Origin of the sequence: Methylobacter sp. (assembly GCF_030680395.1) — a bacterium.
In the GTDB taxonomy this organism is placed as follows: Bacteria; Pseudomonadota; Gammaproteobacteria; order Methylococcales; family Methylomonadaceae; genus Methylobacter_A.
This window is the reverse complement of sequence record NZ_JAUXVR010000034.1, coordinates 64,690-79,538: the sequence shown is the minus strand read 5'-3', so window position 1 is coordinate 79,538 and position 14,849 is coordinate 64,690. Positions and strand designations below refer to the sequence as shown.

The window sequence follows — 14,849 nt, the reverse complement described above, 5'->3', positions numbered from 1 at the left end:
ACCGAAAATATAATAACTGTTCGATATGGACTTACAGTCCGTTCAAAATCCAGCCGATAGAGATTAACCATGAGCATGAAGAAAATCATTATCAATACTCGGTTATTAATGATTGGTTTAGTTATATCAAGCCTGCTGTGGGGATGTACAGGCACACCAAAAGTTAATCAGAATGACCCTTGGCAAGACTGGAATCGGGAAGCGCAAGGATTCAATGATGATTTCGACAATGCCATTGTAAAACCTGTAACGAAAGGTTATTCCTTGATAACTCCGGAATTTGTTAATGATGTGGTAGCCAATTTCTTCAGTAATCTTAAAGATATCGGCGTAACCATCAATGATTTGTTACAGCTTAAAATGGCACAGGGTGGTATGGATGCCAGTCGTTTTCTGATTAACACTACCGCTGGCGTTGGCGGCTTTATTGATGTGGCAAAAATGATAGATCTGCCCAAGCATAATGAAGACTTTGGGCAAACATTAGGATTTTGGGGGGTTCCATCGGGTAACTATCTGGTGATGCCGTTTTTAGGTGCCAGTTCACCTAGAGAAGTTGTGGGCGTTTTGGGTGATGCTTTAATGAATCCGCTCACCTATACCTTTGTGTTTACAGGTAGCGGCGCTGCTTTTAGTGCGATCAATGCAGGAGCTAAAGCGCTTGATGTCAACGATACCGATACCGATATCGATTTGATTCAGCCTGAAAAAAGTGCTGATGAAACTTCAATCGAACGCTATGACTTCATCAAAAATACTTACCGGCAGCGTCGCGAATATTTGGTTCATGACGGCAATGTTCCTGATGAAGATGAACTCCAACTGGCAGATGAATCCACGACAGAGAGCGCGGATACCCAGCAGACGGCGGTTACAAAAAACCCTTATCAACACTCGTTTATTAGCCCGTAATAAGGGGATTTTAGATATTCGTCTATAAATATACGGATGGCCTTTAGCGGCTTTTAGTCGGGCTCATTTAATATTTTCAATATTGCCTCGGATTCTTTCAATGTTCTCTTAAACTCACTCAATACCCTATTCAATTCGATCTCAGACGTATCTACTATCTTCTCAGGCTTATTCAATCGCTGTGCATCATATTTTTTACGTTTATCCGGATCAATCAATACAGCATATGCTTCATTAATTTCTTTTGACTTTTTTACAGCGTCTTTTTTATCACCATCATATCTGTCAGGGTGATAAATCATCATTAGAGTCTTATATGCGGCCTTAATTACCGCTAACTCTGCGCTACCAATAACACCTAATATTGTGTAGAAATCTTTTTGTGTTGCACTCATTTAGTATCAGTAATGTTTAGTTATTTGGGTGTTATAACGTCCAGTTCGCCCGGCCTGTAATAGCTGGTAAAAGTGGAGCAAGAAAACCCATTGGCCAATTATTAATTAAAGAATCCCAATACCGTCACAGAATTGTTGACGTATTCGACATGTTTCTATATTGCTCGTAAGAATAGCGAAAATACGGTAACTGTCAATTAAAGCCGTGGTGCATTGTTGCTGTGAACTGAAACTTCACCAGTTCAACCGATCACTTACCATTTTGGTTGCAGCCCGGCCCACAAATCCACGCCTCAACTCTCGGCCGGCGATGGCCATTAATCCGCTGCCAACAAACGTATCCCCCTATCATATCGGCCGGTCTTGAACTGACTTCGATACTATGCGGTATCAGATCCAGCTGTTTCCCCAGCGCTATTTATATCTTTATATGGATATGCAACAGACGCGCTATATATCCGGCTATGCTGAAATATATGAGTTAGCAAATTGTATATTGCTCAAGAGAAATTGTTATGAAATATTCAATCTCATCATGTTCAAGAGAAACTGATATGAAACATTCTACCGGTAAAGAACGTCTGCATTTATCCGGAACCGTGACTATCCCATGCTCCAAACTGCGAATAAGATTATTTAACTGGAAAAGCAGGCACCGAACATGGAAAAGTTGGAAGCTCTTTTACCGCTTATCGAATCTACCAAAAAACCAACATTAGCCGGTCGACTTTGCCTGCGCCGAAGCCAGGGTTTTGCGCAGTTCGGTTTCGCAGTGTTCTAGTTGTACAACCGCTTCTCTGCGCATCTTCTTGCCTTGGTCGGCTATCTGCAGACTTTCCTCTATCGTCGCGATCAGCGCTTCGTTGGCTTTTTTGACCGTTTCGATGTCGAACACGCCGCGCTCCAGCTGTTTGCGGGTTTCGGCATTGGCCTGCTTCAAACTTTCGGCGTTCGCGGCCAGCAACTCATTGGTCAGGTCGGTCGCGGCCTTGACCGTTTCCGCGGCCTGCGAGGAGCGGTAAATGGTCACCGCCGTCGCCAGTTGCTGACGCCACAGCGGGACGGTGTTGACGATGGTCGAATTGATCTTGCTGACCAGCCCTTTATCGTTTTCCTGCACCAGGCGAATACCGGGCAGGCTTTGCATCGATACCTGCCGGGTCAGGCGCAGGTCATGCACGCGCCGTTCCAGATCATCGCGGGCGGCGCGCAGATCGCGAAGGTTTTGCGCGGCAATGACTTCAGTGCTGACTTGCGCCTGCCTGGCTTGATCAGGAATGATAATTTCATCGAGTTCGCGCAGTTTCTCTTCGCCGGCGGCGATATAATCCTCAAGCGTATGGAAGTAGTCCAGGTTGGCCTGATAAAGACGATCCAGCGAGGTAATGTCGGTCAGCAAATGGGTCTTGTGTCGCTCCAGCTTGTCGGTGATAGTATCGATCTGTTTGCGCACTTCTTCATACTGTTGCAGAAATTTAACGACCGGTTTGGCCTTGCCCATCAAACGGTCGAAAAGCCCCTGTTTTTTGTTCGGATCCAGGTCATCGACCTCGAAACCGCGTATCGTCGCGACCATTTCGTTCAGATCATCGCCGGCCGGTCCGATTTCCTTATTCTTAACGCCATCCAGCATGCGGTCGGAAATCGTGGTCAACTGTTCCTGCGCCTTGCTGCCGAAAAAAATGATCGATTGGGTATTGCTGATATCAATTTCGTTCAGCAATTTCTGAACGAGCTGTTGCCTCTCCGCCGGCGCCTCGGCAAGCGGGACCATTTCGGCTTTGACGCCGGGAACGATTTCCCTGGTTGCGGAATTATCGGTCATGCCGGTCATCGACGATTGCTGTTCACTCATGTTTAAACCCTCTGTAGTGTGATGGCATCAAAGGATGCCTTCCCGTTTGAGTTGCGTGGTTAAAACTTCAATTTTCACATCCAGATCAAAAACATCTTCTTCCAGTAATTTTTGATGCTGTTCCCGAAATACCGACTCGATCGTTTCGAGCACATTGCGGAAATTCTGTTCGAGTTCCCCTGATTGAGTTTGCTGGTGGGTTTTAGCGTAACCTTCCGTGACTTGTCGGGCACCGTCCAGATAGACATTAAGAAATTTGCGCGCACGCCGGAAATCGCGCGGATCGGCAGCAATTTCCGCCAAAATACTGTAGGCAACTTCGCAAATGCGTTCGATGCGCCGGTTTAACTCGGTATTGCGAATCCGGTTGTTGGCCTGCTCGATACTGCGGATGATGTGAGACGAATCCTCAAGGGCTTGCTGGATCTCATCCCCGGAATAGCCATGTGCAGCGGTTATTTTGTTTTCATCGCGCGGATCGAAGCCGTAACTCAAATACATGCCCAGAAAGGCCCCGCCGGCAAACATCAACGCCACCGGCAGCGAATGTCCCGCGCCCAGCCAGCCGATCATTCCGGTCGTCAGTGCCGTAATGACGGCGGCGATCGTTTTTAACGGTTTTTGGGGTGGGCGGGCAATCCGGCTTTTGCCGTAAACATACTCGGCTTGCAGCCCCTTGCGCAAGCACCAGGCGGCCATCATGTAAAACGCAAAACCCGCGGCGTTGACCAAAACATCCAGTACATGGCCTTTCCCCAAGGCGATAAACGTTCCCGGAATCAGCGCTATCGGCAGAAAATAAAGCAGCAAGCCCCTCGGAGAATAGGGCTGCAGGGCATCCGAAACGGACTGTTTGAGTTTATTGAATTGATTCATTTTGCGGCCTGCAAGCGGCTGGCTAAAGAGGTTTCAGCAGAATAGGCTGAGCTTGATGGATCGGCTTTCACCATCGATTGACAGGTTGCAAGACCAATCGTTGCCACCAATACGATAAAACCGAGCAAGCTGCGTAATAATCCGGGCATCGTTCAACTCCCATCAGTATTAATTGAGTCTTTATTATCTACCAAGGCTTGACCTCTGTAAAACAATGCGTGATCCGTTTTGCAATCCAGTTAAGCAACCTGAGTTTCCAGCTATGCGGATATCGATTTTAAATTTCCAGCATTGGTTCCAACGGCGCATCCTTAATTTATGATGGCGCTTGAAGGAAATAAGGTCTTTGCAGGTTCGGGTTTTTGGTCATCCCTGGACAACTCATAATTGAGGGATAAAGTTTAAAAAAGCTCAGGGGAACTGTAATCAATGGGTAAAAGGAGCCTTATTTTCTTGCAAAATTAAGCTCCCGGTTGCTCAAATCCGGCTAATTTTTGCCCAGATCAGCCAGTATTTTATCCCGCACCAACTGCCCGGACAAAGTTACCATCGGCATACCGCCGCCCGGGTTGACGCTGCCGCCGACAAAATACAGGTTTTTTAACACCTTGCTGCGCTGGGCATTTTTAAAGCCCAGGTTTTTAAACCGGTCTGCAACGACGCCGTAAATAGAACCTTGATTGGAATAATATCGCCCCTGTATATCAACCGGCGTCCAGCTTTCTTCACAGACGATATGTTTTCTTAAGTCCGTCAACCCCATGCGTTCCAGTTTAAGCAACACACGCTCGCGCATCGCTGCGTAATCATCCGGCTGTAGCGGATGTTCAGGATCAAGATGAGGAATATGCGGCAGAATTTTAATAATTTCACACCCTGCCGGGGCTTGGCTGGGGTCGGATTTGCACGGTGCAACCAGATAAATGGTCGGATCTTCGGATAAGCGGTGCTCGTGGAATATGGCCTTGAAATGCTCGCGAGGATGATCGGAATAAAAGAAATTATGATGCGCCAGTTGCGGATAAATGCGATCTACACCCAGATGCAAAACCAACCCCGAACAACTCGGCGCAAATTTTTCTATTCGCCGGATTTCCTTGTCCTGACCTTTCAAAAGAGTTTGATAAGCCGGTATCACTTCCATATTAGAAACGATTATATCCGCCGCAATAACGCTATCATCGGTCAGGCGTACGGCGGAAGCGCGTCCGGCATCGTGCTGGATTTCGGCGACTTCGGCATTCACCCGGATATTCACACCCAACTCAAGCGCCAATTTTTGCAGGCCTTGCGCCATGCCGTACATGCCGCCTTTGATGTACCACAGGCCATAACCGAACTGGATATACGGCAGTAAATTCATTAACGCCGGCGCATCGTAAGGCGAAGAACCCACGTATTTAATAAAATAATTAAGCACATCGACCAGCTTCGGGTCTTTGATGAATCGCCTGACGCCCTGATCCATAGAGCGAAACACATCAAATTCCTGCAAACTTTTTGCCGGACCGTAATGCCGGAGCAATTCCCAGAATGAATCCAGACCCTGTGCAAAATAACCTTCCTCGGTCACTTCACACAGCCTTTTCGAATACGCCAAAAACTGCTCGAACTCCCTGGCGGTATTCGGGCCAAGTTTGTCCAGCTGCTGTTTCATACGCGCCGGATCTGAACTTAAATCCAGCGTGCTGGCGTCTTCAAAGAAATTGCGCCAATGCGGTTCGACGCTTTCTATCGTGACATAATCGTCCATATTTTTACCGGCGCGCTCAAACAGCTGACGGAAAATATGCGGCATGGTCAGGATCGAAGGGCCCAAATCAAAGGTAAAGCCTTCTTTTTTCAGGACATTCAGCTTGCCGCCGACTTTGTCGTTTTTCTCCAGCAAATCGACGCTAAAGCCCTCGGTTGCCAGGGAAATTGCGGCGGACAAACCGCCCAGTCCGGCACCGATTACGACGACATGGGGTTTATTGTTGTTGTTCATTCAATCATCTCATTGTAGAAAGCGTAAGCCTGAGTTTATCCAGCTCAGCCGATAGATTTTTTAAATATCAAAATCAGTAAATTATGCCAGTGTTGGCGCAAGTTCAACGACGCATAGCCTCGAAACGCCTGCAATGCCCGCCAATTCCTGGCAATACGCTGGTACAAACGGCCGCTGCCGAACATCAAATCAATAAATCCGCGCATTTCAAGGTAGCGGCTGTGCGAATACGGAAACCAGTTGGGTTCGTCGTTTAGACGGCTGCGGCTGGTCAATCCGGCGACGGTATAGGTGAATTGACGCAAGCCTTCGGCGCCGTGGTAGCGACCGAAACCGCTGTTTTTAACGCCGCCGAACGGCAAACCGGCATGACCGATATTTTTGATGACATCATTCACCGCCCAGCTGCCGACTTGTAATTGTCTGGCGACCCGTTCGGCTTTGGCGATGTCTGTACTCCAAACACTGGCGTTCAGGCCGTAATCGCTGTCGTTAGCCAAGTCTACGGCGTGTTGTTCCGAGTCGAACGCCATCACCGGCAACAACGGGCCGAAAGTTTCTTCACGCATAATGCGCATGTCTTGCCTAACCTCCCATAACACCACCGGATACAGATAACGGCCTTCCAAACGCAACGGCGATGAGGCTTTTGCGCCTTTGGCAATGGCATCGTTATAGTGGGCTTCGATGACAGCGAATTGCTTTAACGTAGTCAGTCCTCCCAGATCGCCAACGGCACCGTGACTGACGGTGACATCAGTCGCCGCGTCTTTTAGCATGCCGACAAATTCCTCATAACAAGCGGCTTCAACATAACACCGTTCGACCGATACGCAGACTTGCCCGCTATTACTGAACGCGCCATACATGGCTGCTTTCACCGCCCGTTCCAGATTGGCATCGGCAAATACCAGCATCGCATCCTTGCCGCCCAGTTCCAGAATCACCGGTATCGGATGTTGCGCTGCCTTTGCCATCACCGCTCTGCCTGCTGGAACGCTGCCGGTAAAAAACACCAAATCGGGTCTGGAATTGATTAACTGCTCGCCGGTTTTTGCTGCACCGATGACTTGTTGCACCAATCCCAGCGGTAAATCCAGTTTAGCCAATAAGTGCATTATCAATTCTCCGACCGGCAAGCTTAATTCGGACATTTTGAAAACACAGGCATTGCCGCAGAACAGAGCCGTCAACATCGGGCTTAAAGTCAGTTGAAAAGGAAAATTCCACGGTGAAATAATTGCCGCCACGCCATAAGCGCGGCGTTCAATTTCGGCGTTGGCTTGCGGAAAGGCCAGCGGGGCGGTATGCACAGGACAAGGGGCGAGAATTTGCGCGGCGTTTTTTTGGTAATAGCGCAACAAGGCAAGCACGGGATAGATTTCACCGAGTATGACTTCGGTTTTTACCTTGCCCGTTGTAGCCATGATCACGTCGGTGATGGTGTCCAACTCAGTCAGAATGACGCTTTCTAATTGCGCCAACTGTTTAACGCGTTGTTTGACATCGGTTCGCGACCAGACAGCACCTGCGCGTCTGGCGCAGGCCATTGCCTCGTTGATTTCGGCGGCGCTGCTGACCGGATAGGTTTTTAATGCCTGTTCATTGAGCGCCGAGATAGCGGTTATTGTGTCACTCACGAAGCCAATCCAAAACTGACCCCATGCTTCCGGCAAATCAATTTCGCAGAAATATGCGCCGATTCATAAATCGTCGGCAAGCCGCTGCCGGGATGAGTGCCGCCGCCAACCAGATAACAGTGGCCAAGTTCCTGAAACTGATTGTGCGGCCGCCAGTACAACAGCTGGCTGAATTTATGCGATAAACTGAACGTCGCGCCTTTGAACACATGCTCGTCAGTTTCCCACAGCTGCGGGGTGATGATTTTTTCGTATTCGATATGCTCGCGGATACCGGTTAAATTCAGGCGCGCTTCCAACGTATCCAGCACTTGCTCGCGCATATCGGCACAGACAGTATTCCAATCGACATTGCTGTCGTTATTGGGCATAGGCACCAGCACATACAAGGCCGATTTTCCGGCAGGCGCCAGGGTTTCATCACTGACACAGGCGTTTTGCACATAAAACGAGAAATCTTTGCTCAAGATTTTATTATGAAAAATATTGCTGATGTTGGTGGTGTAGTCATCGGCAAAAGCGATGGAGTGATGCGGCAGATCGTAACGGGTATCCAGACCCAGATACAGCATAAACGTCGAGCAGGAATATTCGAGTTTTTTTATTTTCTCGGGGGAATACTGTTTTAACTCAGTCGGCTTGACCAGATTAGTCATCGCGTAGGCAAAATCGGCATTGACAATCACTTCATCGGCGACAATCTCGCTGCCGTCATGCAAGCGCACGCCTTTTACCACCTTGTCTTTAATAATCAGCGATTCAACCGCTGTGCCGGTATGAATAACTCCGCCTTGTTCGATGATGACTTTCGCCATCGCGGCGGCAATTTTATTCAAGCCGCCTTTGACATGGTAAATGCCGTATTCATGTTCCAGATAAGACAGCATGGTAAATAGCGCAGGACAATCCCACGGCGACATACCCAAGTATTTGGATTGGAAAGAAAATACCAAACGCATTTTCTCTGCTTTAAAGTATTTGCCCAAATTGGAAAAGACGCTGTGATTAAGCGCAAGAGAGGGCAAAGCGCGTAGCAAGTCGAGCGAAAAAAAGGCTTTCAGGCTGCTGTAATCGCGCTTAATGCAAGGATAAAGCTTTTCGAAGCGCTTGCCTTCCTGCTGTAAATAAAAATCATAGCCTGCGCTGCCTTCAGAGAAGGCTTGCGTCAATTCTTCGCGCATTTTATCGCGGTCGGAAAAGACATTGACGGCACGGTCGGAAAACAACAAGCGATACATCGGATCGAGTTTGATAAAGTCCAGATAGTCAGCGCTGTTTTTGCCGCATAACGCGAACATTTCATCGAGTACATGCTTCATCAACAAAAAAGTAGGGCCGGTATCGAAGACAAATTCGCCCAGACGAATCGGACGGTTGCGGCCGCCGATTTCGGTGTTTTTATCGAAAATAGTGACGTTAAAGCCGCGTCGGCTCAATAGCATGCCTGCACACAGGCCGCCGGGCCCGGCACCGATGATGACAATATGTTTTTTTTCTGACATGAATAGGATTTCTTAAAAATTGATAGGTGGATTTGTAAGATGCTTTAGTCTTAATAAAGCCAAGGAATGAGTTTCCGGGTACGCTCGCAGTAATCGCAATAGACTTGCCCAAAATGGTCTATGAGCCCCTGTTCTTCAACGCGAATCCGCTGGTTTAACACATAAGTAACCGGGCACAGCAGCGACAGTATCGCCAATAGATCGCCCATTGCCAGTCCCGCCGCGAAAAAACTGATTAACAGCCCGGTATAGGCCGGATGACGGATGAAATGATAAGGGCCGTGGTCTATCAAAACATGCTGAGATTGCGTCATTGCGGTGGTGCTAAAAAAACGTCCCAGACTCAGGACGGCATAAAACCTTAACGCCAGCCCGATAGTGAACAAGATCAGCGCAATGCCCTGACGCTGAAAATAAGCCAGCGGCAATACTGCCAGATGCAGTTGTTTGAAGCCCAACGCTACCGATAAAGAGGCAACGACAACGCCCCAAATCAACTGTTCCGAACGGTATTTTTGCTCATCTGAGCGGTTGCAAGGCAAACGGGTTTTATAAACGATAGCCATTTCCAGCATCGCCCAACTGCTACCCAGCAGCAGCCAAAGGTGTTGTATAGAAGTCATTCCGGTGTGATCGGCCTTTAAAATCAGCGCATGATAGAATCTACCATCTTTTTTGGATAACGCCATTATAAATACGCCTGTCGTCATGCCCACTATCATCCAACTCACCAACGTTCATAAAGCCTATACGCTTGGGCAATTAAAACAGCCTGTTTTACATGACATTTCCTTGACCATCAGCGCCGGAGAATTTGTCGCCATCGTCGGACCTTCCGGGAACGGCAAATCGACTTTATTGAATCTGTTGACCGGCATAGATCGTCCTTGCCGGGGCGAAGTCATGGTGAACGGCAGCGCCTTGCAGCGCTTGCGGGAAGAGCAATTGTCCGTTTGGCGCGGCGCCAATGTCGGCATTGTGTTCCAGTTTTTTCAATTATTGCCCTCGCTGAACCTGTTGCAAAACATCCAGCTGCCTATGGATTTTGTCGGCAAACTGCCCAAGCGGGAGCGTCTGGAACGCGCGCGTTATTTGCTTAATCTGGTCGGCTTGGACGAACAGGCCAAGCAATTGCCGGGGCAAGTATCGGGCGGACAGCAACAACGCGCAGCCATTGCCCGTGCCTTGGCCAATGATCCGGCTTTGATTGTCGCCGACGAACCGACCGGCAATCTCGACTCCGCCACCGCCGATGCGGTGTTTGCGCTGTTTTCTAAATTGCAGCAACAAGGCAAAACGCTGGTGATAGTGACGCACAACGAAGACCTCGCGCAATCCGCCACGCGCCGCATCGCCATTCATGACGGCCGCATTCATGACGATCAGTACCTGCCCAAACAGCAATAAAAACTATGTTTTTCAACTCCAATCTTTGGCAAAAAGTCAGCGCCGATTTACTGACCCATAAATCCCGCACCGTACTGGCAATCTCCAGTATCGCGATAGGCTTGTTTGTGATCGGCACCTTGCTGGGCATGATGGACTTGCAACTGGGCAGCATGGACAATGCGCATCGGCAATCGCAACCCTCGCACATTAATTTGATACTCAAACAGGACGCCGACATTGCTGTTGCTGAAAGCATCAAAAACCTCGACGGCGTTGCCGATATCGACACATTGACGCAGTTCACCGTGCAATTTAAAACGCCCCAATCGGCGCAATGGCAGACCGGAACGGTATTGTTCCGGGCCGATTACCAAGATCAACAATACGACCGGATGACTTTATTGTCCGGCAATTTTCCACGCGATAAAACCATTGCCGTCGAACGCTTGTCGGCACGATTTGCGGGGCTTAACACCGGCGATACTATCGAGTTCAGCACCGCGAACGGTACCGAAAAACTGGCTATCGACGGTATTATCCGGCATCCGTTTGTTAAACCGCCTGCGTTTGGCGGGCAATTGCATTTCTTTATCGCGCCGGAACTGGCCACGGCTTTCGGTATCCCCGCGCACACTTTCAGGCAATTGCTAGTGCAAATAAAACCGCCGTACAGTGGGGATAAAGCGCGTTCTATCGCCGGTGAAATTCGCGCCAAGCTGGCGGTATCGGGCATAGCCGTCAATGCCACATTATTGCAAGATCCCGGCCGGCATTGGGGACGGGCGATTTTTTCCGGCATTCATCTGGTGTTGACGGTGATGGCATGGGCGTCGCTGGCATTGAGTTCGGTGCTGATTTTAAACACCGTTGCCGCCTTAATTACCCAGCAAACCGACCAGATCGGCATTATGAAAGCGCTGGGCGCACGCCGCCGGACAATAGCCAATATTTATTTGTCCGAAGTGTTTATCCTGTCGTTGATCGCGTTGCTAATCGCCGTGCCGTTGAGTTGGGCAGGCGCTTTTTACAGCAGTCGCTGGATTCTGGATGTGTTCAATATCGAGCTAAACAGCTTTGTCTATTCATCGCGATCATTGTATTTGATGATTGCAGGCGGCTTGCTCGCACCGTTGCTGGCGTCATTACGGCCTATCTGGAAAGGCGCCTCAATGTCGGTGCGACAGGCCATTGCCAGTTACGGCTTAGGCGCGGATTTTGTCAGTCACGGCGTTGACCGTTGGCTTGAGCGCGCCGCAGCCGCTTTGTTGCCGACGATTTACGCCGTCGCGCTGGGTAATTTGCTGCGCCGGAAGGCGCGTTTGCTGTGGACGCAAAGCGTGCTGATTATTGCCGGTGTGCTGTTCATCGTCATCATGAGCCTGATTGCATCGGTTAATCTGACCCTGAATAACGAACTGGCGCGTAGCCGCTATGCGGTACGTATCGGCTTTACCCAAGACCAACCTGCCGACATCGTTAAAGATATTGTGCGCAATATCCCGCCAACCACCGCCGTAGAATTCTGGAACCGCCTGCCTGCCGAACTTTTTCTGCACGATAAATTAATACGGCAATCCGGCAGTTTGGGCCTGCAAATGATCGCGCTGCCTTCCGACACCTCGATGTACCGCCCGCTAATCGTCGCCGGACGCTGGTTTGAACCCGCTGACGACCAACAAAACCGGCTGGTCATCAACGCCGCGACCGCCGAACTCAACGGCATACACGTTGGCGATAGACTTAACGCCAGGCTGTTGCAACAACCGGCTCGGGAATGGCAGGTCATCGGTTTATATCGCTGGTTTGCCGGTTCCGGCTATGCCGTGGAACCGGTTTACGCACCCTTGAGCACTCTTCAGCCGGGTAACCTGAACGAACACAAACATGCGTTTGCGCTGCTGTCCGCCAATATTAGCTCCTTGGCGGAAGAAAAAACCTATGTCGACACGTTAAAAACCGCATTCGAACAGCAACACATCAAACTCGATTTTTACACCACGCTCGCCAAACTGGAACAACGCCAGTTTGCCGAAAATCAGTTCCGTCCCATTACCGGCATGTTGCTGGGGTTGGCGGTCATGATTGCCGCTGTCGGCGCGATCGGCCTGTCAGGAACCTTGGCTATCGGCGTATTGCAACGCACCCGCGAGATAGGCGTGCTCCGCGCCATCGGTGCAAGCTCGTCTGCCATTTTCAAGTTATTCATGCTCGAAGGTTTGTTTCATGGCTTATTGGCGTGGCTGATCAGCATTCCGCTCGCCTTTCTGGTCGCCGAACCGTTAGCCGAGCAACTGGGAATCACCATGCTGGGCATACACCTGGATTTTGTTTTTTCACTGTTATCGGTAGGCTTCTGGCTAGGCTTTGTGCTGATTCTGGCTATGCTGGCGGCTTATTTTCCTGCTCGAAATGCGTCTAAAATAGCAGTTAGGGCAGGGTTGAGCTATTGAGCAAATATCATCAAACGTTGTTCGATGATACGAGGCTGCTATCAACGGGCTTATACTTTGATAATTGGGTTTAGCCATGACAAAATCCTGCTCGTCGCCAACAGGCCTTTAGGACCAAAGCGAAAAGCACAGCTAACCTGAACAATTACGGCTGCAAAAGGCGAAAAAGTAAATAACCAAGTCGAGCGGAAATGGTTTTTAAGGTGATGCGATTTGCAAAACAGGAGGCTGATCCCGGGCTGGTAAGACACTATGATTCTACGCGTATTGAAAATCCAGCTCCTTTCCGTAAATATATGATGGTTCCTGCGGCAGCTAAACTGCCACGCTGCTGCATTATATGAAAGACTAAACAAACTATTGCCGGTTGAAAGTTCTTAACATCCATTTTCAGTATAGTGAAATAAAAATAACCCAATTTATGAGCATGAAAATTTATCAACTCTATCGGCGGCAACAGCTCAATTTAACTATCGAAGAGGCATGGGCGTTTCTTTCATCGCCCCATAACCTGAACGACATCACGCCGGCATTTTTTCATGTGACCATCATCTCTGAAGTGCCGAAAAAGATTTATGCCGGTTTGATGGTTAATTATCAAATGAAAGCCGTATTGGGTATTCCGATGGCCTGGTTGTCAGAGGTTAGTCACTGCGACGAGCCCAAACGTTTTGTTTATGAGCAGCGCATCGGACCGTTCAAGTTTTTGAGCCATGAAGTATGCTTAACTGAGGTACAAAATGGAATAGTGTTTGAAGACATCATCTTCTACGCAATGCCTTTGGGCTGGCTGGGACAGTTGGTACACTCGGCTCTTATCGCAAGCAAGCTTGAATGCATATTTGATACCCGTCGCGACTATTTGCAAAACAAATGGGGCGGTAATAATTAAAGGGTAGACGCCGATCAATCAGGGCATCCTCCGTTGATATTTATTGGTGGGTTGCAAGCGGCGGAACGTGATGGAGAAATGGCTTGGTAACGCTGTTTTATTAACCGGTTCTTCAATACCCATGTCAGGCATGGCTGCCAGGATTTTCACCAGATATTCTAAAAATAAATATTACAAAACAATTGGATAAGCAATTATCACGCTGTTTTTCTATAAGCGCTGTACGCTGATTGACGGCATTAAAGGAGATTTGTAAGTTGGCAAGTCAAATTTAACCCGCAAGACGAGTTTCGCTGTTGTTTTTACATTCCACTCATTCTACTTTACTATCGTTATTTAACTGAGGAGCAAATATGCGAACATTTAGACAACAATTTAAACAAATTTTAACTTTTTTTATTTTCATCACAATTTCTTCGGGTTACAACCCTGTTTTTGCTGAAACGACGGCTGAGACAAACGATACAGATGCGCATCATGCACAAAATAGCCTTGACTGGCCGGGTATTTATAACGGCTTTATACCCTGTGATGATTGCAAAGGGGTTAAATCGACGCTCGCTTTGAACAAAAACAACAGTTATATTTTGATTACTCAATACGTTGGTAAATCAGAAAGAGAAATTGTCGAGAAAGGGAAATTTACCTGGGGTGATAAAAACAATACGATTGTTTTAACGCCACGCAATAGCTCAACTACGCAGCAATATCTTATCGGCGAAAATATGCTCATTCAGCTCGATAATAACGGCAATCGTATCTCCGGAAAACTGGCGGATCGCTATGTTTTGCGTAGAAATGATGTAACAAAATCAACGCCTTCACATTCATCACATTGAGCCGCTTATGCTTAAACCGTTCGGCATAGCATGAACGGTTTAACGCGTAAGAATTGTATGCGCCGATTAAGCAAGTCAGCTCTGCATTGTCAGGAATGACCTGTCATCCAGC

General features: G+C 48.5%; 13 protein-coding genes. 5 read left to right on the top strand and 8 right to left on the bottom strand.

Translation table 11 applies throughout. The features are described from left to right. The first annotated feature begins 69 nt into the window (after positions 1-69). Complete coding sequence (locus Q8L79_RS14365; protein WP_305272430.1) at positions 70-912, top strand: VacJ family lipoprotein; 843 nt, start codon at positions 70-72, stop codon at positions 910-912. A gap of 53 nt (positions 913-965) precedes the next feature. On the opposite strand, the gene Q8L79_RS14360 is transcribed toward Q8L79_RS14365, so the two are convergent. The 8 genes from Q8L79_RS14360 to Q8L79_RS14325 form a co-directional block, all read right to left on the bottom strand. Beyond that, the gene (locus tag Q8L79_RS14360) at positions 966-1,307 is read right to left on the bottom strand and encodes a DnaJ domain-containing protein (RefSeq protein WP_305272428.1); all 342 of its coding nucleotides are present in this window, start codon (positions 1,305-1,307) and stop codon (positions 966-968) included. 715 nt (positions 1,308-2,022) lie between these two features. After that, entirely contained in the window at positions 2,023-3,162 is a 1,140-nt protein-coding gene (locus Q8L79_RS14355) for a toxic anion resistance protein (protein WP_305272427.1), read from the bottom strand. A 27-nt stretch (positions 3,163-3,189) separates the two neighbouring features. Continuing rightward, positions 3,190-4,038, bottom strand: coding sequence for a 5-bromo-4-chloroindolyl phosphate hydrolysis family protein (locus Q8L79_RS14350; RefSeq protein ID WP_305272425.1), 849 nt, complete (start codon positions 4,036-4,038; stop codon positions 3,190-3,192). Further along, on the bottom strand, positions 4,035-4,187 hold the full coding sequence (locus tag Q8L79_RS14345; protein ID WP_305272423.1) for a hypothetical protein: 153 nt from the start codon (positions 4,185-4,187) through the stop codon (positions 4,035-4,037). Before Q8L79_RS14345 ends, Q8L79_RS14350 begins: the two co-directional genes overlap by 4 nt. A 338-nt stretch (positions 4,188-4,525) precedes the next feature. After that, the gene (locus tag Q8L79_RS14340) at positions 4,526-6,025 is read right to left on the bottom strand and encodes an NAD(P)/FAD-dependent oxidoreductase (protein ID WP_305272421.1); all 1,500 of its coding nucleotides are present in this window, start codon (positions 6,023-6,025) and stop codon (positions 4,526-4,528) included. Positions 6,026-6,069: 44 nt separating this feature from the next. Beyond that, positions 6,070-7,665: an aldehyde dehydrogenase family protein gene (locus Q8L79_RS14335; RefSeq protein ID WP_305272419.1), complete on the bottom strand. Its 1,596-nt coding sequence runs from the start codon at positions 7,663-7,665 to the stop codon at positions 6,070-6,072. Continuing rightward, positions 7,662-9,167: an NAD(P)/FAD-dependent oxidoreductase gene (locus Q8L79_RS14330; protein WP_305272417.1), complete on the bottom strand. Its 1,506-nt coding sequence runs from the start codon at positions 9,165-9,167 to the stop codon at positions 7,662-7,664. The genes Q8L79_RS14335 and Q8L79_RS14330 overlap by 4 nt, the downstream gene beginning before the upstream one ends. Positions 9,168-9,217: 50 nt before the next feature. Continuing rightward, complete coding sequence (locus Q8L79_RS14325; RefSeq protein WP_305272415.1) at positions 9,218-9,856, bottom strand: isoprenylcysteine carboxylmethyltransferase family protein; 639 nt, start codon at positions 9,854-9,856, stop codon at positions 9,218-9,220. Between the two features lie 19 nt (positions 9,857-9,875). Between Q8L79_RS14325 and Q8L79_RS14320 the strand changes: the two genes are divergently transcribed. From Q8L79_RS14320 to Q8L79_RS14305, 4 genes are all read left to right on the top strand, one after another. After that, complete coding sequence (locus Q8L79_RS14320) at positions 9,876-10,574, top strand: ABC transporter ATP-binding protein (protein ID WP_305272413.1); 699 nt, start codon at positions 9,876-9,878, stop codon at positions 10,572-10,574. Between the two features lie 5 nt (positions 10,575-10,579). Next, the gene (locus Q8L79_RS14315) at positions 10,580-13,006 is read left to right on the top strand and encodes an FtsX-like permease family protein (RefSeq protein WP_305272411.1); all 2,427 of its coding nucleotides are present in this window, start codon (positions 10,580-10,582) and stop codon (positions 13,004-13,006) included. 421 nt (positions 13,007-13,427) lie between these two features. Next, positions 13,428-13,898, top strand: a complete 471-nt coding sequence (locus Q8L79_RS14310) for a hypothetical protein (protein WP_370869989.1) — start codon at positions 13,428-13,430, stop codon at positions 13,896-13,898. A gap of 353 nt (positions 13,899-14,251) precedes the next feature. Next, positions 14,252-14,737: a copper resistance protein NlpE gene (locus Q8L79_RS14305; protein WP_305272409.1), complete on the top strand. Its 486-nt coding sequence runs from the start codon at positions 14,252-14,254 to the stop codon at positions 14,735-14,737. The last annotated feature ends 112 nt before the right edge of the window (positions 14,738-14,849 follow it).

Excerpts from the sequence above, each read along its gene's own strand:
- Q8L79_RS14365 (WP_305272430.1), top strand. The coding sequence starts at position 70 with ATGAGCATGAAGAAAATCATTATCAATACTCGGTTATTAATGATTGGT.
- Q8L79_RS14345 (WP_305272423.1), bottom strand. The coding sequence starts at position 4,187 with ATGCCCGGATTATTACGCAGCTTGCTCGGTTTTATCGTATTGGTGGCA.
- Q8L79_RS14340 (WP_305272421.1), bottom strand. The coding sequence starts at position 6,025 with ATGAACAACAACAATAAACCCCATGTCGTCGTAATCGGTGCCGGACTG.
- Q8L79_RS14360 (WP_305272428.1), bottom strand. The coding sequence starts at position 1,307 with ATGAGTGCAACACAAAAAGATTTCTACACAATATTAGGTGTTATTGGT.
- Q8L79_RS14315 (WP_305272411.1), top strand. The coding sequence starts at position 10,580 with ATGTTTTTCAACTCCAATCTTTGGCAAAAAGTCAGCGCCGATTTACTG.
- Q8L79_RS14350 (WP_305272425.1), bottom strand. The coding sequence starts at position 4,038 with ATGAATCAATTCAATAAACTCAAACAGTCCGTTTCGGATGCCCTGCAG.
- Q8L79_RS14305 (WP_305272409.1), top strand. The coding sequence starts at position 14,252 with ATGCGAACATTTAGACAACAATTTAAACAAATTTTAACTTTTTTTATT.
- Q8L79_RS14330 (WP_305272417.1), bottom strand. The coding sequence starts at position 9,167 with ATGTCAGAAAAAAAACATATTGTCATCATCGGTGCCGGGCCCGGCGGC.
- Q8L79_RS14325 (WP_305272415.1), bottom strand. The coding sequence starts at position 9,856 with ATGGCGTTATCCAAAAAAGATGGTAGATTCTATCATGCGCTGATTTTA.
- Q8L79_RS14310 (WP_370869989.1), top strand. The coding sequence starts at position 13,428 with ATGAGCATGAAAATTTATCAACTCTATCGGCGGCAACAGCTCAATTTA.
- Q8L79_RS14355 (WP_305272427.1), bottom strand. The coding sequence starts at position 3,162 with ATGAGTGAACAGCAATCGTCGATGACCGGCATGACCGATAATTCCGCA.
- Q8L79_RS14320 (WP_305272413.1), top strand. The coding sequence starts at position 9,876 with ATGCCCACTATCATCCAACTCACCAACGTTCATAAAGCCTATACGCTT.